The sequence below is a fragment of the Longispora urticae genome, from assembly GCF_053902585.1.
In genome coordinates this window covers 150,871-175,484 of record NZ_JAQZSH010000021.1, presented here as the reverse complement: position 1 = coordinate 175,484, position 24,614 = coordinate 150,871, and the positions used below count along the sequence as shown (strand labels likewise).

At 71.7% G+C, this 24,614-nt stretch carries 22 protein-coding genes; 12 read left to right on the top strand and 10 right to left on the bottom strand.

Annotated features, from left to right (window positions below):
- Positions 1-6 precede the first annotated feature (6 nt).
- Complete coding sequence (locus tag PT931_RS11985) at positions 7-501, top strand: DUF2752 domain-containing protein (RefSeq protein ID WP_456245799.1); 495 nt, start codon at positions 7-9, stop codon at positions 499-501.
- A gap of 49 nt (positions 502-550) precedes the next feature.
- Here PT931_RS11985 and PT931_RS11980 read toward each other — a convergent pair whose 3' ends face one another.
- The 3 genes from PT931_RS11980 to PT931_RS11970 form a co-directional block, all read right to left on the bottom strand.
- Complete coding sequence (locus tag PT931_RS11980) at positions 551-3,595, bottom strand: PQQ-dependent sugar dehydrogenase (protein WP_456245798.1); 3,045 nt, start codon at positions 3,593-3,595, stop codon at positions 551-553.
- A gap of 154 nt (positions 3,596-3,749) precedes the next feature.
- Positions 3,750-4,607 carry a DUF4097 family beta strand repeat-containing protein gene (locus PT931_RS11975; protein WP_456245797.1) on the bottom strand — a complete coding sequence of 286 codons (858 nt, stop codon included), beginning with the start codon at positions 4,605-4,607 and terminating at the stop codon, positions 3,750-3,752.
- A gap of 22 nt (positions 4,608-4,629) precedes the next feature.
- Positions 4,630-5,142, bottom strand: a complete 513-nt coding sequence (locus tag PT931_RS11970; protein WP_456245796.1) for a toxin-antitoxin system HicB family antitoxin — start codon at positions 5,140-5,142, stop codon at positions 4,630-4,632.
- 150 nt (positions 5,143-5,292) lie between these two features.
- On the opposite strand from PT931_RS11970, the gene thyX reads away from it, so the two are divergent.
- From thyX to pspM, 11 genes are all read left to right on the top strand, one after another.
- Positions 5,293-6,042 (top strand): FAD-dependent thymidylate synthase, encoded by a 750-nt coding sequence (gene thyX, locus PT931_RS11965; protein WP_456245795.1) that lies wholly within the window; start codon positions 5,293-5,295, stop codon positions 6,040-6,042.
- 279 nt (positions 6,043-6,321) lie between these two features.
- Positions 6,322-7,218: a 4-hydroxy-tetrahydrodipicolinate synthase gene (gene dapA / locus PT931_RS11960; RefSeq protein ID WP_456245794.1), complete on the top strand. Its 897-nt coding sequence runs from the start codon at positions 6,322-6,324 to the stop codon at positions 7,216-7,218.
- 22 nt (positions 7,219-7,240) lie between these two features.
- Complete coding sequence (locus PT931_RS11955) at positions 7,241-8,929, top strand: ribonuclease J (protein WP_456245793.1); 1,689 nt, start codon at positions 7,241-7,243, stop codon at positions 8,927-8,929.
- A gap of 231 nt (positions 8,930-9,160) precedes the next feature.
- Positions 9,161-11,596 (top strand): DNA translocase FtsK, encoded by a 2,436-nt coding sequence (locus PT931_RS11950; protein WP_456245792.1) that lies wholly within the window; start codon positions 9,161-9,163, stop codon positions 11,594-11,596.
- Between the two features lie 302 nt (positions 11,597-11,898).
- Entirely contained in the window at positions 11,899-13,335 is a 1,437-nt protein-coding gene (rimO, locus tag PT931_RS11945) for a 30S ribosomal protein S12 methylthiotransferase RimO (RefSeq protein WP_456245903.1), read from the top strand.
- Positions 13,336-13,351: 16 nt separating this feature from the next.
- Positions 13,352-13,924: a CDP-diacylglycerol--glycerol-3-phosphate 3-phosphatidyltransferase gene (pgsA, locus tag PT931_RS11940; protein WP_456245791.1), complete on the top strand. Its 573-nt coding sequence runs from the start codon at positions 13,352-13,354 to the stop codon at positions 13,922-13,924.
- A 121-nt stretch (positions 13,925-14,045) separates the two neighbouring features.
- A complete protein-coding gene (locus PT931_RS11935) occupies positions 14,046-14,396 on the top strand; it encodes a helix-turn-helix domain-containing protein (protein ID WP_363726523.1) in 351 nt (116 codons plus the stop codon).
- Between the two features lie 195 nt (positions 14,397-14,591).
- Positions 14,592-16,403, top strand: a complete 1,812-nt coding sequence (locus PT931_RS11930; RefSeq protein WP_456245790.1) for a substrate-binding domain-containing protein — start codon at positions 14,592-14,594, stop codon at positions 16,401-16,403.
- A complete protein-coding gene (locus PT931_RS11925; protein WP_456245789.1) occupies positions 16,403-17,221 on the top strand; it encodes a hypothetical protein in 819 nt (272 codons plus the stop codon). Before PT931_RS11930 ends, PT931_RS11925 begins: the two co-directional genes overlap by 1 nt.
- Before the next feature lie 106 nt (positions 17,222-17,327).
- Positions 17,328-18,170, top strand: coding sequence for a PspA/IM30 family protein (locus PT931_RS11920; RefSeq protein ID WP_456245788.1), 843 nt, complete (start codon positions 17,328-17,330; stop codon positions 18,168-18,170).
- 145 nt (positions 18,171-18,315) lie between these two features.
- Positions 18,316-19,077, top strand: a complete 762-nt coding sequence (gene pspM / locus PT931_RS11915; protein WP_456245787.1) for a phage shock envelope stress response protein PspM — start codon at positions 18,316-18,318, stop codon at positions 19,075-19,077.
- Positions 19,078-19,222: 145 nt separating this feature from the next.
- Here pspM and PT931_RS11910 read toward each other — a convergent pair whose 3' ends face one another.
- The 7 genes from PT931_RS11910 to PT931_RS11880 form a co-directional block, all read right to left on the bottom strand.
- The gene (locus PT931_RS11910) at positions 19,223-20,797 is read right to left on the bottom strand and encodes a polyamine aminopropyltransferase (protein WP_456245786.1); all 1,575 of its coding nucleotides are present in this window, start codon (positions 20,795-20,797) and stop codon (positions 19,223-19,225) included.
- The gene (locus PT931_RS11905) at positions 20,794-21,807 is read right to left on the bottom strand and encodes a hypothetical protein (RefSeq protein ID WP_456245785.1); all 1,014 of its coding nucleotides are present in this window, start codon (positions 21,805-21,807) and stop codon (positions 20,794-20,796) included. The genes PT931_RS11910 and PT931_RS11905 overlap by 4 nt, the downstream gene beginning before the upstream one ends.
- A 2-nt stretch (positions 21,808-21,809) precedes the next feature.
- Positions 21,810-22,223 (bottom strand): DUF350 domain-containing protein, encoded by a 414-nt coding sequence (locus tag PT931_RS11900; RefSeq protein ID WP_456245784.1) that lies wholly within the window; start codon positions 22,221-22,223, stop codon positions 21,810-21,812.
- A gap of 12 nt (positions 22,224-22,235) precedes the next feature.
- On the bottom strand, positions 22,236-22,658 hold the full coding sequence (locus PT931_RS11895; RefSeq protein WP_456245783.1) for a DUF4247 domain-containing protein: 423 nt from the start codon (positions 22,656-22,658) through the stop codon (positions 22,236-22,238).
- Entirely contained in the window at positions 22,655-23,137 is a 483-nt protein-coding gene (locus PT931_RS11890) for a DUF2617 family protein (protein ID WP_456245782.1), read from the bottom strand. The genes PT931_RS11895 and PT931_RS11890 overlap by 4 nt, the downstream gene beginning before the upstream one ends.
- On the bottom strand, positions 23,134-23,766 hold the full coding sequence (locus PT931_RS11885) for a DUF4178 domain-containing protein (protein ID WP_456245781.1): 633 nt from the start codon (positions 23,764-23,766) through the stop codon (positions 23,134-23,136). Before PT931_RS11885 ends, PT931_RS11890 begins: the two co-directional genes overlap by 4 nt.
- Before the next feature lie 61 nt (positions 23,767-23,827).
- On the bottom strand, positions 23,828-24,568 hold the full coding sequence (locus PT931_RS11880) for a CPBP family glutamic-type intramembrane protease (protein WP_456245780.1): 741 nt from the start codon (positions 24,566-24,568) through the stop codon (positions 23,828-23,830).
- Positions 24,569-24,614 lie beyond the last annotated feature (46 nt).

Sequence of the window (24,614 nt, the reverse complement as noted above, 5' to 3'; positions counted from 1 at the left end):
GGTGTCATGGCGGAGCCCGTGGGCGGACACGTCCCGTATCCCTATCCGCTGCCCGAACCGGGCAGGTTCACCCGGTTCATGACCCGGATCGTGGAGAAGCCCGCGTGGCTGGCCCCGGCCGTGGCGGTGGGCTGCTTCGGCGGCGCCGTCGCGTACACCCTGCTGATGGACCCGACGGTGGCCCAGGCCGGCGCGGTGCCGACCTGCGCGATGAAGCTCCTGACCGGGTTCGACTGCCCGGGCTGCGGCGGCACCCGCGCGTTCTGGTACGTGCTGCACGGCAACCTGCCCGAGGCGGCCCGGCACCACATCCTGGTGCTGTTCGCGCTGCCGTTCCTCGTCTACACGTTCGTCTCGTGGGCGTGGAACCGGATGGCGGCGTCGAAGATCCCCGCGCTCCGGTTGCCACCCCAGACGATCGCGGTCTTCCTCGTCGCCTGGGGCGTGTTCTCGGTGCTGCGGAACCTACCGTGGGCACCGTTCACCATGTTCTACGTTTGACCTGTTCACACGGAAAAGCCCGGGCCTCGGCCCGGGCTTTTCCGTTACCTCACGTCCGTCGGAACAGGACCGTCAGGGTGTCCCTGAGCACCGGATCCGCGAAGGAGTACTGCAGGGCCGTCGACCCGTCCGGGCTCTCGATCCCCACGGTCGACGCGCCGCCCTGCTCGCTGGCCCGCGCGTCCAGGTACTGGTAGTTGAACCGGATGTTCCCGTTCGGCGACAGGATCACCTCGAAGTTCAGCCGGTAGGACTTGTACCCGTAGATGTGCACGTTGTTCCAGTCGATGACGAACTCGCCGTTGACCGTCGCGGTGCGCAGCTGCGAGCTGGCGTCCATCTTCAGGTCCGCCCAGAACGGGTAGACCGCGTTGTTCGGGGCCGACGCCGTCGGGATCGCCCCCCGGTTGATCACCGCGGACGGCATCGACGTGAACGACAGCATGCCGTTGGTGTCGACCCAGGCGGTGGAGTAGTTCCCGCCGTAGAACGGGAACGCGAACGGCAGACTGAGCTGCTGCACCGCGTCGTCCCCGGTCAGCGGCTGGACGGCCGTCCCGGGCACGTACGGCCCGGCCGTGGAGTCCACGCAGCTGTACCCGGAGTTGTCGTGCAGCGCGATCACGGCCACGTTCGCCGTGGTCGGCCCGGCCACGGTCACCGACGCGGTGTGCGGGGTGACGCACCGGCCCAGGCCCAGCGTGACCGTGACCCCGTAGTTGCCGGAGGTGACCCCTGCGAAGGAGTACCCGCCGGTCGCCGACGTGGTCGTGGTCTGCCCGCCCGGGTTCAGCGTCACGGTCGCCCCGGGCAGCGGGCGCGCCGTGCCGTTGATGGTGACCGTCCCGGCCAGGCCCTGCTGCTGCGGGGCCCCGGCCGTGAAGTTCGCCGTGTACGTCGTCTCCGCCGCCGGCGCGTCGACCACGTGGGTCTGCGCCCCGCCGTCCGACCAGCCGGTGAACGTGTAGGTCACCCCGTTGAGGGTCTGCGGGCTCGGCGCGCTGATCGAGTTGTGCGAGCCGGAGATGACGACCTGGGCGCTGGGCGCGGGCTCCGTGCCGTACGCCGTGGACAGGGTCAGCCCGGGCGGGTTGGTCGCGAAGTTCAGCTTCGTGGTCTTCGGCTGCAGCGGCCGGGACGTGGTCGCGGTCCGCCCGCCGGAGTCCGTGGCCGTGAGCACCAGCTCCAGGTGCGACGGGAAGTCGTGGTCCGGGGCGTCGAACGCGCCGGAGGCCACGCCGTTGAAGTTCTGCAGCACGTGGGTGTGGCAGCTGGTGTCCTCCACGCAGTGCTCCAGGCGCAGCTCCCACTTCAGCGCGCTCGGCGGCAGGGCGCCGTCCTGCGCGCTCGTGGCGTGCCCGGAGAACGTGATGTGGTCGTCGACCTTCCAGGTCAGCCCGTCCGTCGGGGTGTCGATCACGGGGACCGGCGCGCCCACGCCCACGGCGACGGGCACGGTCGTGCTGCTGCTGGCCCCGCCGGGGTCGGTCACGGTCAGTTTCGCCGTGAACGAGCCGGTGCCGGTGTAGGTGAAGCTGGGCTGCGGCGTGGTCGCGTCGACCGTGCCGTCGTTGGTGAAGTCCCAGGCGTAGCTCAGCGCGTCGCCGGGGTCGGGGTCCGACGAGCCGGTCCCGTTGAACTGCACGGTCAGCGGGGCGGGGCCCGAGGTCGGGTTCGCGGTGGCCACGGCGGTCGGCGGCTGGTTGCCGGCGAAGTACCGGACCCGGCGGATCGTGCCGCCGGACATGTCGGCGTAGTACAGGTCGCCGCCGGGGCCGATCGACAGGTCGGTGGGGGTGGCCGCGCCGCCGTCGAACAGCTCGACCTTCGTCGGGTCGGGCAGGCCGTTGGCCCCCGGCATCATCGCCCAGATGCAGCTGCGGGCGTAGTCGGCGAAGAACAGCGCCCCGTTGTACCGGCCGGGGTAGTTGCCCTTGCTCGACTGGTAGAAGGCCAGCCCGGTCGGGGACGAGCCGTCGATGGCGCAGTTGTCCCCGGGCACCACGGCGTCCGCGTGGTTGTACGCGAAGTACGGCTTCGTCGTGGAGTTCGGCGTGTTGTACAGCGAGGTGCACAGGTTGAGCCCGGCGCTGCCGTAGCCGCTGGTCTTCTGGAGCCCGCCGTTGTCGCCCTCGTAGCAGGGCCAGCCGAAGTTCTGCGGGGTGGCGGCCTTGGGGTTGACGACCCGGTTGATCTCCTCCCACTTGCGCCAGCCCACGTCGCCGACCCAGATCTCGGAGGTACCGGGCCTAAACGTCAGCCGGTACGGGTTGCGCAGCCCGTACGCCACGACCCGCTTGGTGTTGGCGTCCTGCCCGTTGGCGAACCACGGGTTGTCGTTGAGGGGAGCGGCCGTGTTCGGGTCGATCCGGATGATGGTGCCGCCCAGCGGGGTGTGCGTCCGGTCCACCGCGCGCACGGACTGGCTGCGCAGCGCGCCGCCCTCCGCCGTCGGGGCCGTCATGGCGCCGCCCACGCCGCCCGGGGCGTCGTCGCACGGGTTCACCGCGGGGTAGCCGGCCTGGCCCCAGTCCGCGAAGGTGGGGCTGGCGCCGTCGCCGCCGGAGACGTACAGCGCGCCGTCCGGGCCGAACTCGACGCTGCCCACCGAGTGGGTGAAGAACTGCTGGCACCAGTCGTTGAGCAGCACCTGCTCGTTGCCGACCATGTGGTTGCCGCTGGCCTGGAGCCGGGACAGCCGGCCGCTGATGACGCAGCCGTCCTTGGTGCCGGGCGGGTTGGCGCAGCCGTCGCCCCAGGTAGGGGCGGTGCCGCCGATCGGGGCGTCGAACGAGTAGAGAACGTACACATATGGGTTGGTTGGGAAGTTCGGCGGCAGTGCCAGGCCGAGAAGGCCACGGTCCGTGTAGTCCTGGACGTTGGTCGACAGGTCCGCGAACACGTCGGGAGTGGTGTCGGCGAGGGAGTCGAAGACCTTGATCGCGCCACCCTTCTCCGCCACGAAGATCCGGCCGTCGGGGGAGAACACCAGGTTGGTGGGCTTTGTCAGTCCACTGAGGACCACTTGTTCCTGAAAACCGGTCGGCAATGTGGCGGCCTGGCCGGGTTCCGCCTCGAACGGCAGTCCGATCACAGTAAGTAGCGAACCCACCACAGCTAGAGCTGCGAAAAGGGCACGACGCGGCATCGACATGGCAAAGAATGTAAGCCCATCACTTGTACCGCTGACAGCCCTGTCGCCTAGATGACGACAGGACTGTCCGAACGGCTCTTGTGACGCTGAACGATCAGGCGGGGTTCAGCACGCGGTGCACCTCTATGTCCCCGCTCGCGGTGCGGACCTGGAGGGTCAGCTGCGAACCGGTGGGCGCCGCGCCGCTGCCCATGTTGAGGTCGCTCGACGTCCGCCCGCTGGCGGTGGACAGGTCCAGCCAGACGGCGGTCCCCGCGAGCACCCCGACCCGCACGTCCCCGGAGGCCGAGGTCACCTTGACGGTGCCGGACCGGGTGGACGCGATCTGGATGTCCCCCGACGCGGTGTCCGCCTTCACCGACCCGCCGACGGGGCCGACGGTGATGTCGCCGCTGGCCGAGTGCGTGGACGCCTCGCCGCGCACCTCGCCGATCCGGATGTCCCCGGACGCCGACCGTGCCTCCGCGCTGCCCCCGACGTCCCCGATGAACAGGTCCCCCGACGCGGTCTTGGCCTTCAGGGAGCCGCCGACCTGGCCGACCCGCAGCGCGCCGCTGGCCGAGTCGAGCACGGTGTCGCCCGCCGCCTCGTCGAGGTGCACCTCGCCGGACGCGGAGCTGATCCGGGCCTCCGCGTACCGCCCCTTGAGCCGGGCGTCGGCGGAGGCGACCTTCACGGCCACGGTGCTGTGCTCGGGCAGCAGCACGGTCACCCGCAGCTTGCCGCTCTTCCACAGCCCCTTGAGGCCCTTGTTCTCGGGCGCCTCGACCACGAGGTCGTCGCCCTCGAGGGCCACCCGGGTGTTGGCGGCGGCCTCGCGGGAGCTGTCGCTGGAGTCACCGGGCTCGACGACCACCTCGACGGTGTCGCGGGCCTCGGCGGTCACCACCAGGCTGCCGGCGTGGACCCGGATGTGGGCGTTGACGGGGCCGGGGGCGGCGAATTCGTACATGTCAGTCCTCCGTGGGGGTGGTCTAGGCCTGGGCGAAGCCGGTGACCCGGCGGCCGTAGCGGACGTGCGAGGAAGGGAAGGGCGGCTCGCCCGGGTTCTGCACGGCGGAGCCGATGGCGCGGACGAGCCAGGAGTTCACCGAGATGCCCTCGGCCTGGGCGGCGCGCTCGACGGCCTGCTTGAGCGGCTCGGGCAGCCGGAGGGTGATCCGGGAGATGTCCCCGCCGTCGGGCTCGCCCGGGGGGAGCGGCGGCATCGGCGGCGGCGGGGGCGGCGGGACCGGCGGCATCGGCATCGACTCGGACACGACGATGTCGGCGTCGCGGCCGCGCAGCCGGATCTCGACGCTCGTGTCGGCGAGGCGGGTGGTGATCTCGGCGGCGGCGTCCGACAGGGCCTCGAGCAGGGCCAGCCGGGCGGAGGCCTCGAGCGAACCGGTCAGGAGTTCGGCCGCCCGGGTCATCTCCGGACCACCGGGGGCGGCGGCCGCGGCGAGATCGCGGCGAAGGGAGTCCAGGTACGGGGTCAGTTCCATGACGTCATCATGACATCAAAAGTGCTGTCGTGCAATGTCAGCCTGACATCGCGCCTCTGCGTCCTCGCAGGGTACGCCAGCCTCACGGCCTCCGGGCGCGGCTCCCGGGCTAGTGTTCTCGGCGAGTCGACGCCCAGGAGGCCCCGCGCTATGCCCGTGATCGTCCCGCCGAAGGTCCAGCTCATCGCGTGGACACACTTCGAACCGCCGGCCGACGTGCCGTGGGAGACCGACGCGGAGGGCGGCCAGGCGCTGGCCGAGTTCGCCGGGCGGGCCTGCTACCAGTCCTGGTCCAAACCCAACCCCGCGACCGCCACCAACGAGGGGTACCTGAGCCACATCCTCGACGTGGGCCACCTCTCCGTCCTGGAACACGGGACCGTCTCCTTCTACTTCAGCGGCGTGTCCCGGTCGTGCACCCACGAGCTGATCCGGCACCGGCACTTCTCCTACAGCCAGCTCTCCCAGCGGTACGTGCCCGAGGGCGACGCCGCCATGGTCGAGCCGGCCGTGATCGCCGAGGACCCCGAACTGCATGCCCGGTTCGTCGCGGCGGCCGAGGCGAGCGTCGCCGAGTACCGCGAACTGCTCGACGGGCTGGAGCGCAAGCTCGCCGACGTCGGCAACGCCACCCTGCGCCGCAAGCAGGCCCGCCAGGCCGCCCGGGCGGTGCTGCCCAACGCCACCGAGACCCGGATCGTCGTCACCGGCAACTACCGGGCCTGGCGGCACTTCGTCGCCATGCGGGCCACCGAGCACGCCGACGTCGAGATCCGCGAACTGGCCGTCGAGGTGCTCCGCCAGCTCCAGGGGCGGGCGCCGAACGTGTTCGCCGACTTCACGATCTCCGCGCTGCCGGACGGCACCGAGGTCGCGTTCAGCCCCCACGAGGCCGTGTAACGAGGCGACCACGCCCCGCGATGAGGTGAGGAGCCCCGTGGCGTGCCGGACCCCCGACCGGCGCGGCACGGGGCTCTCACCGTCCTCCCCCGGGCGGAGGCCGGGTCCCGCAGGGCGGAGGTCGGGTCCCGCAGGCGGAGGCCGCGTCCCGCGCCGGGCCCGGTTCGGCCGGCCCGGCGGGTCCTCCCGGGCGACGCCGCGGAGGCCGCCGGTGTGTCGCAGGTCGGCTTGATCGGCGCTCAGGGTTAACGGCGCCGGTCGATCAGCTAGGTTTGTGGAATGACGAAGGTAGCCACCCATCCGTTCGGTCGCCTGATCACGGCGATGGTCACGCCGTTCCAGGCTGACGGCTCCCTGGACCTGGCCGGCGCCCAGCGGCTGGCTGGCCACCTGGTCGACGTGCAGCGCAACGACGCCCTGGTGATCAGCGGGACGACCGGCGAGAGCCCCACCACCACCGACGTGGAGAAGACCCGCCTGCTCGAGGCCGTGGTCGAGGCCGTCGGGGACCGGGCCCGGATCATCGCCGGCGTCGGCACGTTCAGCACCGCGCACACCGTCGAGCTGGCCCAGTCGGCGGAGAAGGCCGGCGCGCACGGCCTGCTCGTCGTCACCCCGTACTACTCCAAGCCCCCGCAGGCCGGCGTGCTGAAGCACTTCACCGCCGTCGCGGACTCCACCGGCCTGCCGGTCCTGCTCTACGACATCCCGCACCGGGCCGGCGTGGCCATTCAGACCGAGACCCTCGTCCGGCTGGCCGAGCACGAGCGCATCGTCGGGATCAAGGACGCCAAGGGCGACCTGATGGCCTCCTCCGACGTCCTGCGCCGCACCGACCTGGCCTACTATTGCGGCGAGGACGCGCTGACCCTGCCGTTCCTGGCGATCGGAGCCGTGGGCGTCGTGGGCACGTCCACCCACCTCAGCGGGGCCGAGACCCTGCGCATGATCGAGGCGTTCGAGCGCGGCGACCACGCCGAGGCGCTCCGCCTGCACCAGCAGTTGTTGCCGATCTACACCGGAATTTTCCGTACCCAGGGCACCATCCTGGTCAAGGCGGCCATGAACGAGCTCGGCCTCCCCGGCGGCCCCGTCCGTTCCCCGCTCGTCGACGCCACGAAGGAGGAGCTGGCCACGCTGCGCGCGGACTGCGCCGCAGCGGGCCTCGCCCTATGACATCTGAATCAGGAGAGAAACTGTGACCGAAGCGCACGCGGAGCTGGGCCCGCCGCCCCCGCTCCCCAAGGGAGGGCTGCGGGTCACCCCGCTGGGTGGGCTCGGCGCGATCGGGCGGAACATGACCGTCTTCGAGTTCGACGGCAAACTGCTCATCGTCGACTGCGGCGTCCTGTTCCCCGACGTCGACCAGCCGGGCGTGGACCTGATCCTGCCGGACTTCTCGACGCTGCTCGACCGGCTCGCCGACATCCAGGCCATCGTGCTCACCCACGGTCACGAGGACCACATCGGGGCCGTGCCGTACCTGCTGGCCCACAAGCACGACATCCCGCTGGTCGGTTCCAAGTTCACCCTGGCCCTGGTCGAGGCGAAGCTCGCGGAACGGCGGATCACGCCGTACACGCTGACCGTCACGGAAGGTGACCAGGAGCGGCTCGGTCCGTTCACGTGCGAGTTCTTCGCCGTGAACCACTCGATCCCGGACGCGCTCGCGGTCGCGATCAAGACGGACGCCGGGGTCGTGCTGCACACCGGCGACTTCAAGATGGACCAGCTGCCGCTCGACGGCCGGATCACCGACCTGGCCGGCATGGCCCGGCTCGGTGCCGAGGGCATCGACCTGCTGCTGTCGGACTCGACCAACGCGGAGGTCCCGGGCTTCGTCACCCCCGAGCGGCAGATCGGCCCGGTGCTGGACAACATCTTCCGGGACGCCAAGGGCCGGATCATCGTCGCGTCGTTCGCCTCGCACGTGCACCGCGTGCAGCAGGTGCTCGACTCCGCCCACTCGCACGGCCGGAAGGTGGCCCTGATCGGCCGCTCCATGGTCCGCAACATGGGCATCGCGCGCGACCTGGGCTTCCTCAAGATCCCCCAGGGCCTGCTCGTCACCATGGACGAGATCAAGGAACTGCGGCCCGACCAGATCGTGCTGATGTCCACCGGGTCGCAGGGCGAGCCGATGAGCGCGCTCGGCCGGATGGCCACCGGCGACCACCGGCACGTCACGATGGAGCCCGGCGACACCGTCGTCCTGGCGTCCTCGCTGGTGCCGGGCAACGAGACCGCCGTGTTCCGGGTGATCAACCAGCTGTCCCGGGCGGGCGCGATCGTCGTCCACAAGGACGTCGCCAAGGTGCACGTGTCCGGGCACGCCCCGGCCGGCGAGCTGCTCTACCTGCTCAACACGGTCAAGCCGACCAACATGATGCCGGTGCACGGCGAGTGGCGGCACCTGCGCGCCCACGCCCGGCTCGCCATCGACAGCGGCATCCCTGCCGACCGGGTCGTGCTCGCCGAGGACGGCGACGTCGTCGACCTGGTCAACGGCCGGGCGAAGATCGTCGGCCACGTCAAGGCCCGCTACGTGTACGTGGACGGCCTGGCCATCGGCGACGTCGGCGAGAGCCTGCTCACGGAGCGCAAGATGCTCGGCGACGGCGGCTTCATCTCCGCCACCGTCGTGGTCGACTCGGTGACCGGCAAGGTCGTCGGCGGCCCCATGGTCTCGGCGAAGGGCTTCTCCGACGACCCGGCCGCGTTCAACCCGGTGCTGCCGCTGATCACGGAGGCGCTCGACCGGGCCGCCGCCGAGGGGATCGGCGACCCGCACCAGCTGCAGCAGATCATGCGGCGGACGGTCGGGCGGTGGGTGAACGACAAGTACCGTCGGCGCCCGATGATCGTGCCGACCGTGGTCGAGGTCTGACCCCGGCTCGAACGTCACGAGGCCCCGCGCACCCACCCGGTGCGCGGGGCCTCGACGTTTCCGGAGTCCACAGGGGGTCCCGCGTGGCCCGTGGGGCGGGTCGCGGTGCCGGCCGGTGTCGGGGACCTGACGGGGTGCACGGTCCTGAATGTCGGGAATGGTGGGAGACACAGCGCCAAGGCCGGGGACAAAAGCGGGGCTCATTGATGATCTACCGTTACCGTGTCACCTATGGCTGGTCGCGCAACTCCGAGCGGTGGCCGCACGTCCTCCACGCGGGCTGCGACCGGGCGCTCGTCCACACCCCGTAAGACAGCCGCGAAGGCGGCCCCGCGCAAGGCGGCGGCCCCGGCGAAGTCGAGCGCCCTGGCCCCGGTCGGCCGGGCGCTGGGCAGCGCGTGGATGGGTGGTGCGAACGCGGTGGGCTGGATGGCCCGTGGGCTGGGCCGCAAGGCGGCGACGGCCAAGGATCTCGACCCCGAGCACCGTCGCGACGGCGGTGGCCTGCTCCTGCTGGGTCTCGCCCTCGTGCTGGCCGTCGCGGTGTGGTTCGACGCCGCCGGCCCGTTCGGCAAGTGGCTGTCGGACACCGTGCGCTGGTGCGTGGGCGCCGTGTCGGCCGCCCTGCCCGTCCTGCTGGCCTGGGGCGCGATCCGGGTGATGCGCAACGAGCCCGACCCGGAGCACCGTGGGCGGGGCCTGGTCGGCTGGGGCGCGCTGATCTCCTCCGTCGCGGGCCTGCTGCACGTGATCGGTTCGCCGGAGACGACGGCGAAGCAGGCGTACGCGGGCGGCATGCTCGGCCGGGGCTTCGGCGGTCTCCTGGAGGCGGCGGTCACCGGCTGGGTGGCGATCCCGCTGCTGCTGCTGTTCCTGCTGTTCGGGCTGCTGGTCATCACGGCCACCCCGCTGAACCGGATCCCGGAGCGGATCGCCCGGCTGTGGGCCATCGCGCTGGGCCAGGCCCCGGCGGTCGAGACGTTCGACGAGGACGCCGAGGACGCCGAGGAGGCCCCGACGACCCGCCGCCGGCCCGCGCGCCGCCGGCAGGCCGCGCTGGTGGAGCCCGTGTCGGAGTACGAGACGGAGGAGGTCCCGGAGCCCGAGCCGGTGACCCGCCGGGTGCCGTCGACCCGCAAGGCCCCGGAGCACACCCCGCCGCCGACCCGCGCCGAGCAGTTGGCGCTGACCGGCGTCGAGGGCGACTACAAGCTGCCGCCGCCGGACCTGCTGGGCAAGGGCGAGCCGGCCAAGACCCGCTCCAAGGTCAACGACGACGTGATCGCCTCGCTGACCGGGGTGTTCGACCAGTTCAACGTGGACGCGATGGTCACGGGGTTCACCCGGGGGCCGACGGTGACCCGGTACGAGGTCGAGCTCGGCCCGGGCGTGAAGGTCGAGCGGATCACCCAGCTGTCGCGCAACATCGCGTACGCGGTGAAGAGTCCCGACGTGCGGATCATCAGCCCGATCCCGGGCAAGAGCGCGGTCGGCATCGAGATCCCGAACCTGGACCGGGAGAACGTGTCCCTGGGCGACGTGCTCCGGGCCCGGGCGGCGACGTCGGACCACCACCCGATGGTGGCGGCCCTGGGCAAGGACATCGAGGGCGGCTTCGTCGTCGCGAACCTGGCGAAGATGCCGCACCTGCTCGTCGCGGGCGCGACCGGCGCGGGCAAGTCGAGCTGCATCAACACGCTGCTGGTGTCGATCCTGTCCCGGGCCACCCCGGACGAGGTCCGGCTGCTCCTGATCGACCCCAAGCGGGTCGAGCTGACCCACTACGAGGGCATCCCGCACCTGGTCACGCCGATCGTGACGAACCCGAAGAAGGCGTCCGACGCCCTGCAGTGGGTCGTCAACGAGATGGACATGCGCTACGACGACCTCGCCGCCAACGGGGTCCGGCACATCGACGACTTCAACCGCAACGTGCGCAACGGGAAGATCAAGGCGCCGCCGGGCAGCGAGCGCGTGATGCGCCCGTACCCGTATCTGCTGGTGATCGTCGACGAGCTCGCCGACCTGATGATGGTCGCGCCGCGGGACGTCGAGGACGCGATCGTCCGGATCACCCAGCTCGCCCGGGCGGCCGGCATCCACCTGGTGCTCGCGACCCAGCGGCCGTCCGTGGACGTCGTCACCGGCCTGATCAAGGCCAACGTGCCGTCCCGGCTGGCCTTCGCGACGTCCAGCCTCGCGGACTCGCGGGTCATCCTCGACCAGCCCGGCGCGGAGAAGCTGATCGGGCGCGGTGACGCGCTGTTCATGCCCATGGGCGCGAGCAAGCCGATCCGGTTGCAGGGCGCGTGGGTGGACGAGGCCGAGATCGCGGCCGTGGTGAAGTTCTGCAAGGACCAGCGCGATCCGGAGTACCGCGAGGAGGTCGTCGCCGCCCCGGCCGCCAAGAAGAAGCCGGAGGAGGACGTCGGCGACGACCTGGAGCTGCTGATCTCGGCCGCCGAGCTGGTGGTGACGAGCCAGTTCGGTTCGACGTCGATGCTCCAGCGCAAGCTGCGGGTCGGGTTCGCCAAGGCGGGTCGGCTGATGGACCTCATGGAGCAGCGCGGCATCGTGGGCGCCTCGGAGGGCTCGAAGGCCCGCGACGTCCTGATCAAACCGGATGAACTGGACACGACCCTGGACGCCATCCGCGCCGAGGCCTGACCGGGCGCTCCGGAAATCCGGCCGCGCGCGGCGGGTGCCCCTGGCGTCGGGGGGCTGACCGGGCGGCGCGCGACCGGGTGACCTGACGCACGGGAGCGGCCACGGGCGGCCGGCGGGTGGTCGGGGCTTCCCACTCGTACCAAAATGATGGTTTTGGTGGGGTGGCGCACAGCGGTCCGGGAAGTGTCGGGCCTGCCCGCTAGACTCGCGGGGTGTCTGCACCCACCACTCCCCGCGATGCTTCCCCGGCCGCTCCGGCACTCGGCAAGGGCGGCCTCGCCCCGTCGAGGCGCGTCGCCCTCGTGACCCTCGGCTGCGCCCGCAACGAGGTCGACTCCGAGGAGCTGGCCGGCCGGCTCGCCGCCGGTGGCTGGGAGGTCACCACGGACGGCGAGAAGGCCGACGTGGTGATGGTCAACACCTGCGGTTTCGTGGCCTCCGCCAAGCAGGAGTCGATCGACACCCTGCTCGCGGCCAGCGACACCGGCGCGAAGGTCGTCGCCGCCGGCTGCATGGCCGAGCGCTACGGCAACCAGCTCGGCGACGCGCTCCCGGAGGCGTCGGTGCTCAGCTTCGATGACTACCCGGACATCTCGGACAAGCTCGAGTCGCTGCTGCGCGGCGAGGAGCACGAGGCGCACACCCCGCGCGACCGGCGCTCCCTGCTGCCCCTGACCCCGGTGAAGCGGCAGAACAGCGGCGTCGTCATCCCGGGCCACGCCGTGGTCGACGAGGCCACCCCGGCCCACCTGCGCCAGACCCTGCGCCGCCGCCTCGAGGGCGGCCCCGTTGCCTCCCTGAAGCTGGCCTCCGGCTGCGACCGGCGCTGCTCGTTCTGCGCGATCCCGTCCTTCCGGGGCGCCTTCGTCTCCCGCACCCCCGACGAGCTGCTGGCCGAGGCCGAGTGGCTGGCCACCCAGGGCGTGCGCGAGCTGGTCCTGGTCAGCGAGAACTCGTCGTCGTACGGCAAGGACCTCGGCGACCCGCGCCTGCTGGAGAAGCTCCTCCCGCAGCTCGCCGGGATCGCCGGCATCGTCCGGGTCCGGGCCAGCTACCTGCAGCCCGCCGAGATGCGGCCCTCGCTCACCGAGGCCATCGCCACCACCCCGGGCGTCGCGCCCTACTTCGACCTGTCCTTCCAGCACTCGGCCGAGCCGGTCCTGCGCCGGATGCGCCGTTTCGGCTCCACCGACCGGTTCCTGGAGCTGATGGCGAGCATCCGGGAGCTGTCCCCGGAGGCCGGCGCCCGCACCAACGTGATCGTGGGCTTCCCGGGCGAGACCAGGGCGGACGTCGCCGAGCTGGAGCGCTTCCTGACCGGCGCCCGGCTCGACGCGGTCGGCGTCTTCTCGTACTCGGACGAGGACGGCACCGAGGCCGCCACCATGACGGGCAAGGTCCGCAAGGACACCATCAACCGGCGGTACGCGAAGATCAGCGAACTGGTCGAGGAGCTCACCGCCCAGCGCGCCGAGGACCGGATCGGCACCACGATCGAGGTTCTCGTCGATCGGATATCCGACGGAGCCGAGCGCGACAGTGCGGGTCATCCGGTGCGCGAGGTCGAGTCCCGGGCCGCCCACCAGGCGCCCGAGGTCGACGGCTCCACGGCCCTCGTCGGCGGAATCGCGGATCAGCTGCGCCCCGGCGACCTCGTCCGGGCTACGGTGACGGCATGCGGCGGAGTGGATCTGGTGGCGGAGCCGGTCGAGGTCATCGACCCGGCCACCCGACCATGACCTCCGCCGGGATGTCATGATCACTCCTGTGAAACGGGTCCCGATCCGTAACCCGGCCAACGCGCTGACGGTCCTACGGCTGATTCTCGTCCCGGTGTTCGCCGCCTTCGTGATCGTCTCGGAGATGACGGACTCCTGGTGGCGCATGGCCGCGTGCGTCGTGTTCGGCATCGCCTCGGTGACCGACCTGGCCGACGGCTGGATCGCCCGCACCTGGGGCCTGATCACCGCGTTCGGCAAGGTGGCCGACCCGCTGGCCGACAAGGCGCTGACGGGGACGGCCCTGGTTCTGCTCTCGGCGTACGACGTGGTGCCCTGGTGGGTCACGGGCCTGATCCTCGCCCGTGAGCTCGGCGTCACCCTGATGCGCTTCTGGGTCCTCCGGCACGGTGTGATCGCGGCCAGCCGGGGCGGCAAACTGAAGACGTTACTGCAGATAGCGGCCATCGCGTGGTATCTGTGGCCCTTCCCGTCCGGTCTCGCCACGGTCGGCCCGTGGCTGATGGGCGCGGCCGTCGTCGTGACCCTCGTGACCGGGTTGGACTACGCGTTCCGGGCGTTCGCGCTGCGGCGGAATACCCAGGCCTGAGGAACGTTGAAGTCGACAACGGTCTGGTATGTACCCGGTTCGCAGTGCGAGCATGTACGGTGACAGCGGTTGGTGAACGTAGCCCTACGGGTACCGACTGGTATGGGGAAGGAGTGTGGCGATGATCCTGCTGCGTCGTGTGATCGGCGACACGCTGCGTTCGCGGCGGCTTTCCCAGCACCGCACGCTGCGTGAGGTGTCCACCGGGGCCAACGTGAGCCTCGGCTACCTCTCGGAGATCGAGCGCGGCCAGAAGGAGGCGTCCAGCGAGCTGCTGGCCTCCATCTGTGACGCCCTCGACGTGCCGTTGTCCCAGGTCCTCCGTGAGGTCAGTGACACCCTGGCCGTGACCGAGGACCGTCCCGCCGTGCTGCAGGCCGTGGGTGCCCCGTCGGGCAAGCCGGTCAAGCAGTCGACCGCGAAGGCCTCCAACCCGATCGAGCGCAGTGTGGCGCACCTCCGGGCGGCCTGAGCACCTCAGTTTTCCGATGCGGCGACCGTCCTGTGGGGCGGTCGCCGTTTCGCTGTCCCGGTCGGCGCCGGACCTGCGCGGACCGCTCCCGCTCCGGTAGCCGTCGGAGGTTGGGCTTTCCGCCGGGAGGGCGGGGGACGCGGGCGCTGGACGAGAGGTGCGACACTTGGGCCCCACCCTTCCGCGGAGGCCCCTGTGTCCTACTCGACGCCCCCTACGTCGCGACGCAACCCGCTGCCGATCATCATCGCGGCCGTCATCGGCGTCGTGGCGATCGTCATCACCTACGTCGTTCTGAAGTCCGGCTCCGACGACGAGCCGACCGCGCGCAAGCACCGCGAGGGCTGCGTGGCCCTCGACGTGAACTCCTCTGTCGAGAAGGCCGGGCTGTTCAGCCAGGTCGCCGACGCGTACAACGACGCCGGCCGGACCGTCGGCGGCAAGTGCGTGGACGTGACGATCAGTTCGACCGCGTCCGGGGCGGCGGCCGAGGCGCTGGCCAAGGGCTGGGACCCGGCCCGGGAGGGCGCGCCGGTCCCGCAGGTGTGGAGCCCGGCCTCGTCCTCGTGGCTGGCGCTGTCCCGGCACCAGAGCGGTACGGGCGACAAGGGGGTCGTGGTGCCCACGGGCCCGCAGCCGTCGATCGCGCAGTCCCCGCTGGTGATCGCGATGCCCAAGCCGATGGCGGAGGCGCTGGGCTGGCCGGACAAGCAGCTCGGCTGGTCGGACGTGCTGGGCCTGACCACGGCCGGCTGGGGCAGCGTGGGGCACCCGGAGTGGGGCACGTTCAAGCTGGGCAAGACCAACCCGCACTTCTCGACCACGGGCCTGCAGTCCACCGTCGGGGTGTACTTCGCCGCGACCGGCCTGTCCAGCGACCTGAACGAGCAGCAGGTGACCGACCCGAAGGTCCTCGACTACGTGAGCAAGATCGAGTCCGGGGTCGTGCACTACGGCGACACCTCGCTGACGTTCCTGGCGAACATGGCCGAGGCGGACAAGCAGGGCCGGGGCCTGGCGTACATCTCGGCGGTCGCGATCGAGGAGAAGTCGGTCTACGACTACAACGAGGGCAACCCGACCGGTGACCCGAAGCTGACGGGCAAGGGCACCAAGCCCCGGGTCCCGCTGGTCGCGATCTACCCGAAGGAGGGCACCCTGCTCTCCGACAGCCCGTTCGTGACCCTGACGACGGCCAGCGAGGAGCAGAAGGCGGGCGCGGCGGACTTCCTGAAGTTCGTGCGGGAGCCGGCCCAGCAGAAGCGGTTCACCGACCAGGCGTTCCGGTCGTTCGAGGGCAAGACCGGGCCGGTGCTCAAGCAGGAGAACGGGCTGCTGCCCCAGGCCAAGGTGGGCCTGCTGACCCCGCCGTCGCCGGCGGTGCTGGCCAGGATGGTGTCCGGCTGGGACGCGCTGCGCAAGCGGGCCCAGGTGCTGCTCGTCCTCGACGTGTCGGGCTCGATGGCGGAGGTGGCGACGGGCGGCCGGTCGCGGCTGGAGCTGGCCAAGGACTCGGCGCTCAAGTCGCTGGAACTGTTCGCGCCGGACGACCAGGTCGGGCTGTGGACGTTCAGTACGGAGCGGGGCGGGGCGTCGACGCCGTACACGGAACGGGTGCCGATCGGCAAGGTCTCCGACGTGAAGGCACAGCTCGTCGCCCAGATCAAGGGGCTGAGCCCGGAGGGCGGCACGGCGCTGTACGCGACGGCGCGCGCCGCCCAGCGCAAACTGCTGGCCGTGGCCGACCCGAACCGGATCAACGCGGTGGTGCTCCTGACGGACGGCAAGAACGAGTACCCGAAGGACGACAACCTCGCCCAGCTGGTCAAGGACCTCGACGCCTCGAAGATGGAGGAGTCGGTCCGGGTGTTCACGATCGCGTTCGGCGAGCAGGCGGACCTCAACGCGCTGCAGAGCATCTCCCGGGCCTCCCGGGCCGCGGCCTACGACGCGCGCGACCCCGCGACGATCGACAAGGTCATGGTCAACGTGATCAGTAACTTCTGATGGCACTCCGCGACCATCTCACCGAACCCTGGGGCGTCCTCGCCGCGGGGCTGATCGGCGGCCTCGGCGGGGCGGTGACCGCCGCGACCGTGTCCGCCGGCGTGGGCATCGCGCTGGGCATGGGCGTCGCCGCCGCCGTGTACGGGGTCCGGGTCGGCCTGGGCGTGGCCTTCGACCGTCAGCAGGCCCCTGGTGCCCCCGACGGCCCGGAGCTGCTGGCCACGCCGACCCGCCGGCTGCCGGAGCCGCCCACGGGCAGCCCGGCCGAGCTGTGGCTGCGCCGGGCCGAGGGGGCGGCGGGCGCGCTGCGCCAGCAGGTCGCCTCGGAGGAGGACCCGATCCTGCGGTCCCAGATCGACCAGGTCGACGAGGGTGCGGTCAGCGTGCTGGGCGATCTGCGTAGATTCGCCGGTCAGGTCACGTTGCTGGCCGACACGGCGGCGTGGATCGACGCACCGGCCCTGCGCGACGAGTACGAGGCGCTGACGTTCGCGTTGCAGACCGGCCCGGCGAACCTGCGCGACGAGCGCCAGCGGGGCATCCAGGCGGTCCGGGACCAGCTGGACTCGCACCAGCGGCTCACCGAGGCCCAGGAGACCCTCCTGGTGCGCATGCAGGCGGCCGTACTGGGCCTGGAGGGTCTCGTGGTGCGCCTGGCCGAGTTGTCGACCATGCACGCCGCGTCGGATGTGGTGGGGGACACGACGAGCCGGGTACGCTTGCTGACCGAGGATCTTGACGGGTTGCGGTCGGGTCTGGCGGACGCTGAGGCGCTGTCCCGACAGGTGCTCGCCGGGGAGCCTCCTCCCGGAGGATGATGGACGGGCGACTGAATTCACCCCGAGGTGGGTGGGTGCACCGCACCCGGGCCTGCGACGATAGACAGACAACCGCACGGCGCATGCCGGAGAGAGGACCGCAGCGATGGCTAACCCCTTCGTCAAGGGTTGGAGATACCTCATGGCGCTGTTCGGCGCCAAGATCGACGAGTACGCCGATCCGAAGGTCCAGATCCAGCAGGCGATCGAAGACGCGCAGCGCCAGCACCAGGGGCTCGTCCAGCAGGCCGCGGCGGTGATCGGCAACCAGCGTCAGCTGGAGATGAAGCTGTCCCGCACGATGTCCGAGGTCGAGAAGCTCCAGGCGTCGGCGCGGCAGGCGATCGTCCTGGCGGACAAGTCCCGGGCCGCCGGCGACGAGGCCAAGGCGACGGAGTACGAGAACGCGGCGTCGGCTTTCGCGACCCAGCTCGTCTCGCAGGAACAGTCGATGGAGGACCTCAAGGGGATGCACGACGGCGCGATCGCCGCCGCCGCGCAGGCCCGCAAGGCCGTCGAGAACAACGCGATGATGCTCCAGCAGAAGCTCGCCGAGCGCACCAAGCTGCTCAGCCAGCTCGAGCAGGCCAAGATGCAGGAGACCATCGCGGCCTCGCTGGAGTCGATGAGCTCCCTCGCGGCCCCCGGCAACACCCCGTCGCTGGACGAGGTGCGCGAGAAGATCGAGCGGCGCTACGCCAACGCCCACGGCCGCGCGGAGCTCGCCTCCACCTCGGTCGAGGGCCGGATGCTCGAGGTGCAGAAGTCCACGCTGGACATGGCCGGCCAGTCCCGCCTCGACCAGATCCGCGCCTCGATGTCGGGCGACAAGCTCGCGGCCGCCCCGGAGACCCCGGCGGTGTCCGGCACCGGCAACACCGCGGGCGTCACGCGGCTGGACGAGATCCGCGCGTCGATGGCCAAGGACAAGGACTCGTCCGCGGGTTAGTCCGGCCCGCACGACACGTCGCACCTTCGGGGCGCCCGCACATCGTGGGCGCCCCGAAAGCTTTCACCCCCACTTTCCGGGTACGCGGCCGGATCGGGCACGCGGGCACACACGGCGCTCCCCGGGCGGCGGTACGCTTGCTGGCATGACCGGCGACCCGCGTGCCAAGTATTTCCGTCGGCTCCGCCGGTTGCGCCGCGCCGCGCGCCGGTGGAGCGTCATCGGAGCCACGCTGGGGGCCGCGACGGCCGTCCTGCTGCCGTACGACGGGATAGGCCTCCCCGACGTGTTCTGGGCCGCCTCAGCCGGCGGTTCGATCGCCCTGGCCGTGTGGCGCTGGTCGGACCTGAAGGCGCTCGCCGCCCAGGAACCGCCGGCCGCCCTGCCGGGCGGCGACCCGCTGAGCAAGGTCGTCGCCATGCTGTCGCGGCACCCCACCGGCAAGGCCGCCATCGACCAGCTCCGCCGCCAGCGCAGCAAGGCCCAGCTCCGGGGCACCGCCGCCGCCACCGCCGCGGCCCGCCTGGACCGCGCGTCGGCGACGATGACGGGCCTGACCGGCCGGCTCCGGGGCCCGGTGGAGTCGATCGCCGCCGAGGCCGCGTCCGCCGAGGCGCTGCTGTGGGACGTGGCGGGCCGCACGGCCGGGGTGGACAAGGCCCGGCAGTTCGCGCCGGTGGACACGCACGGCTCGCTCGACGCGGCCCGTGCCTCCCTGGTGGCCCAGCTGGACGAGGGCGTCACGGCCTACGAGCGGCTGGTCGCGGCCGCCGCCGAGTACGTGGCGGAGGACAGCCGGACCGGCCCGCACAGCCCGACGACGAATCTGCGGCTCAGCGAGGCCGTGGACATGCTGCGGGGCCACGCCCAGGGCCTGGCCGAGGCTCGGGACCTGGGCCGCGTCTAGAGCTCTGGACCTGAGGCTCTTGATCTAACACGAAGTGGCCCGTTGAGGGCGGTGCTGGCAAGCGAATGGCCCAGACGCTAGGGCAGCGCCCTGCGTCTGGGCCATTCGCGCAGTCCAGCGCCGTCCTCAACGGGTCCAAACGGCCCTAGTAGTTCTTCCATTCGCCGCTGACCACGTCGACGATTCGTGGGTGGGTCAGGGTGGACGGGGGCATGTCGAGCCGCCGCCGGTCCGCCGGGAACGTCGTCGCCGCCGCCAGGGTGGCCGCGTCCAGGTAACGGCGCGTAGGCGCGTCGGGCGCGAGCGCCGGCACCGGGGCCGGGCCGGCGGCGGACAGCAGGTAGCCCCAGTCGCCGAAGGAGGGCACGTCGGCGTGGTACGGGGTGGTGGACAGCCCGGCCTCGCGGACCGAGGCGTCGATGGTCCAGAAGCCGCGCGGCGCGAAGTACGGCGAGCCGGCCTGGACGACCGCCCGGCCGCCCGGGGCCAGCGCGTGCCGGATCAGGCCGTAGAACTCGACCGAGTAGAGCTTCGCGGTGGCGGGGCTGTCCGGGTCGGGCAGGTCCACGATCACCGCGTCGAAGGAGCCGCCGGGCTCGGAGCCGCCGGGCTCGGAGCCGCCAGGGGCGGGGGCGCCGTCGCGCAGCCAGGTGAACGCGTCGGCGTTGACGACCGTGACCCGGGGGTCGGCGAACGCGTCGTGGTTGAGGTCCTTGAGCAGCGGGTTCGTCCGGGCCAGCGTGATCATCGCCGGGTCCAGCTCGACCAGGGTCGCCGACCGCACGTCCGGGTAGCGGAGCACCTCGCGCAGGGCCAGCCCGTCGCCGCCGCCGAGGATCAGCACCCGGCCGCGCGGGCCCGCGAGGACGGGGTGCACGAGGGCCTCGTGGTAGCGGTACTCGTCGACGGACGCGAACTGCAGGTCACCGTTGAGGTAGAGCCGGACGTCCGCCGCCCCGGTCAACGCGACCGACCGGGTGACGACGATGTCCTGGTACCGGGTGCGCTCGGCGTGCACGATCGGATCCTTGTACAGCTGCTGGCGGGCCGTGGTCTCGAAGTCGTCGCTCACCACGTACCCGAAGGCGAGGATCGTGAAGACGACGATGCACCCGGCGGCGAGCGCGGCGCGGGACCGGGCACCCAGCTCCTCGCGGAACAGGCCGAGGACCAGGGTCAGGCCGCACACCGCGTTGAGCGCGCCCACGACCAGCGCGCCCTGGATCAGGCCGAAGAACGGCAGCAGCAGGAACGGGAACGCCAGCCCGCCGAGCAGCGCGCCCACGTAGTCGGCGGCGAACAGGTCGGACACCGCCTCGCCCGCGTCCTGTTTGCGGATCCGCTGCAACAGCACCATGAGCAGCGGGATCTCCGCGCCGATCAGGAGCCCGAGCAGGAACGCCACCACGATCAGCGCCGGGGTGTACAGGTCCAGCCAGGCGAACGCCGCGTACAGCCCGAGGACGCTCAGACCGCCGCACAGCGCGAGGATCAGCTCCACGGCCGCGAAGGTGGCGGCGGGCCGGCCCAGCAGCGGCTTCACCGCGAACGCGCCGACGCCCATCGCGAACACCATCACGGCGAGCACGACGGACGTCTGCCCGACGGTGTCCCCGATCAGGTACGAGCCGAGCGCGACCAGGGCCAGCTCGTAGACCAGCCCGCAGGCGGCCACGACGAAGACCGTGGAGAGCACGAAGGCCCGGGAGAGGCGTTTCACGGGGTGGGCTGGTCCCCTGCGGGGCCGGTCGGGGTGGGGCCGGGTGGGGTGTCGCCCGAGCCGGGGGCCGGGGCGGGGGCGGTGCCGTCGGGTGCCGTTGCCTGGCCCGGTGCGGGGTGGACGCCGGGCCGTGGGCCGCCGTTGCCGGCCGCAGTGCCGACGCCGGGTCCGGAGGGCTTGCCGCCCTTCCGGGGTTGCCGCCCGGCGGCCCGGGCGTCGTCCGCGGTGCGCTTCGCGAGCGCCCGGGCGAGCTTGTCGGCCATCCGGGCGGATTCGGCGGCCCGTCGGCGGCGCTCCGGCAGCGTGTACCCGAACAGGCCGTACAACCCGATGCCGATCGCCGCGCCGAGCAGGGCGATCGCCGCGACCAGCAGGCCCGCGTTCTCCCGGAGGAAGTCCGAACCGGCCCTGGTGAGCGGCTCGGGGCTCTCGGTGGAGGCCGGACCCTCGGGCACCGCCGCCTGGCCGTGCGTCGTCATCAGCAGCGGCAGCCCGAGCACGGCGGCGGCCGTCGCCTCGGCCGGCGCGTCGATGATGGCGGCGTTGGTCAGGCCGGCCTGCTCCAGCTCCGTGCGGGTCGGCAGGGACAGCCCGGAGCTGCCGGTGATCGAGTAGTAGCCGGAGTCCTCGGACTCGCTGGACTCCGAGGTCCAGTCGACGTCCACGGACAGCAGCACCCACTTCGGGCACGCCTTCGGGTCCCGGACCGGCTTGTCGACGCCCAGGTTGGAGCCGACCTGCTTCTTCATGGTGTTGAACGACAGCTCGTAGCCGTAGCAGACGCCCTGGGCCTGGTGGGCCTTCGCCAGTTCGGTGACCAGGGCCTCGGCGCCCGCCGTGTCGAACTGGGCGCCCTGCTCGACGTACGTGGTCCCCTCGGGGCCCGAGCCGGGCACCAGCACGAGGAAGGCCACGAACCCGAGCACCAGCGCCCCGGCGCCGCCCGAGAGAAACGTCTTGAAGTTCCGTGAGTTCGCGGCCTTCGCCGCGTCCGTGGGATTCGCCGCCATGGCTAGGAGATCGCGGCGGCGATGATCGCCCCCGAAGTGAGGTGCGCCGCGACGGAGACCCACACGGCGGGGTGCGGTTCCGGGTCGCACAGCAGGTCGCCGAGCTTGCCCGGGGTGGCCAGGTCCAGCAGGACGAAGGACACGGCCATCACGACGAGGCCGAGCAGGCCGTACAGGCCCGTGTCGACGATGCCCTTGGCGAAGTCGTCGTTGCTGTTCACGATGGCCACGACGACGATCATGCCGACGCCGACCAGGCCCGAGGCCAGCAGCAGGGCCGCGTTGCGGTTCCGGTCGACCCAGATCAGGTCCCGGAGCTTGCCGGGGGTCGCGATGTCCACCAGCACGTAGCCGACGGCCATCAGAGCGATGCCGACGCCGCTGTACGCGAGCGTCGCCAGGATGTCAGTGAGCATGGGGAAGTCCCTTCATTTGCCGCTGCCCGGTCCGCCACCGCGGCCGGCCTCGCCCTGACCGGTGGTGAAACCCCAGTAACCGCCGACGTGGGAGTGGTAGCGGCGGTAGGCCCGGTCGGAGTCCTCGACCCGGATCAGGCTGCCCGAGCCGCGGGGGAACACGGCGACCACGTCATCGGAGTAGCGCAGGTAGTAGCCGCTCGCGTCGGCGAACTCCTCGGCGGGCTTCCAGCCGCCCCGGATCATCGCGGCCACGGCGGCGGGGGCCTTCGTCGACCGGTACGCCTGGGAGCCGTCCACGTCGTCGACCGCCGAGCGGGTGAACGACCGGGACACGTACCCCCGGGGGGAGGTGGCACTGCCGAACACGGCGATCCCGCCGAGCACGAGGGCGAGGACAGCGGCGATGCCGCCGAACACGTACCACTTCCTCATCGGGGCACCTTCACGGTCGTCGACGTCACGGCGAGCTCGCCGGTCTGGGGGTAGGAGTGCCAGGTACGCCACGTGATGCCGTCGGGGGTGGCGGTGGCGAACAGGGCGGTCAGCGCGTCCGGCGAGCCGGGGAACATGCCCACCAGGGCGCTGCGGGTCGAGCCGAGCTTGGTGCGCAGGTGCCGCAGCCGCCACGGGTCCAGGACCCGGATCTCGGACCGGAAGGTGTAGCCGGCCTCGTCCCACTCGTCCGGCAGGGGCTCGGACCGGTCGGGCAGGCAGGCCACGGTCTCGATCAGCCGGCCGGACGGGGTGTCGAGGATCGCCTGGTGGGACGCGCCGAGCAGGCGCAGCTCCAGCCGGGCGTCGACGGTCTCGACGAACAGGGTGTCGAGCGCGGGCAGCAGGGGACCGCCGAGGGTGAAGGACAGCGCGGCGGCGTTGGTGTCCACGTAGGGCACCGGAATCGTCGTGATCATGACCGGGGGAACACCCGCAGCTCGTGCCGGTGCAGCTTCTCGCCCCGGGCGACCTCCCAGGTGCCCGAGTCGCCGTACCGCTCGAAGGACAGCCGGGCGTCGCCGGCCTCGTAGTCGTGGTAGGCGAGCGTGCCGACCGGGTCCAGCCCGGTGGTGCCCGTCGCCGTGTACCGCGCGGTGCCCGACTCGTCGGAGGCGTAGCGCCGGCCGTCCAGGTCCACCGTGGCCGGACCGGGGGTGACGGTCGCGCCCTTCACGTCGGTCCACAGCACCACGACCAGGTCGGGGTCCTCCTCGACGGACAGCCACAGGTCACTGGTCTCGGCGTCGCCGAGCAGGTGTTCCTTCCACGACCAGGAACCCTCGGTGATGTGCAGGGAGCCGCGCACCGCGTACGCGTGGCCACGGATCTCGATCGTGTCGCCCGGGCCCAGCCGGCGCGGGTCGCCGAGCTCGGCGTCCACCCCGAGGTCCGCCAGCGGGTCCACGGTCGCCGCGCGGGCGAGCGTCGCGGCGTCGGCCGCCTGGTGCCTGCGCGCGGCCCGACGGGCTGCCAGCACCACCACGACCACGACGATCAGTAGCAGCGCGACGACAGCGAGCAGTACTGCGATGACCTGGGAGTTCACCGGGTCTCCAGCCGAATCTGTGAGTGTTGTGGCACGACAACCTACCAGGACGACGCCACCTCTATGAAGGCAGCAGAATCCAGGCCAGCAGGTACCCGCCGGCATTTGTCGCGGTATGGAACAGGAACGGGGCGAGCAGGCCCCGGCCCATGTGTCGCCAGGCGGACAGGAACACGCCGGCGCCCATCGCGGCCAGCATCGCCGCCACCGGGGCGACGATCGCGCCGGACGAGCCCAGCAGGTCGTGCACGGCCTGGTTGTGCTGGGCCAGGTGCAGCGCCGGGAAGAAATGCCACAACCCGAACAGGGCGCTCGCGCCCAGCACCGGCTGCCAGCGCCAGGTCTGGCCGTCCGCGCCCATCAGGGCCGGCAGGACGCCCCGGAACGCCAGCTCCTCGATCAGCACCGTGCCGAACGGGACCCGGACCAGCATGGCCCAGGCGAGCCCGCCGAGGCCCAGGCCGGCCGCCCGGTTGTCGTGGAACGCGGCCCGGGTCTGCGGGAGGGCGAGGCCGACCGCGTAGACCGTCGCGACGAGGAGGACGCCGATCCCGGCGACCAGCAGGGTCCGCCGGGAGACGGTGATGCCCAGCCGGGTCGGGGTCAGGCCCACGGCCAGGGCGCCCGCCAGCAGGACCAGGGCCATGCCGGTGTTCCACAGCGGGTACGCCCACGCGGGGAGGGTGAGACTGACCATGACGGCCGTGCCGGCGAGCAGCAGGACGCTCCCCGCCAGCGCGGCGTGCAGCCGGGGGCGGGGCGGGGATGTGAGGGGCGCCTCTACGCGTACCAAAAGGTCCATACTGAGGGGCAACCCTACCCGGGTGGCCAGGCGAAAGAGAGGTATC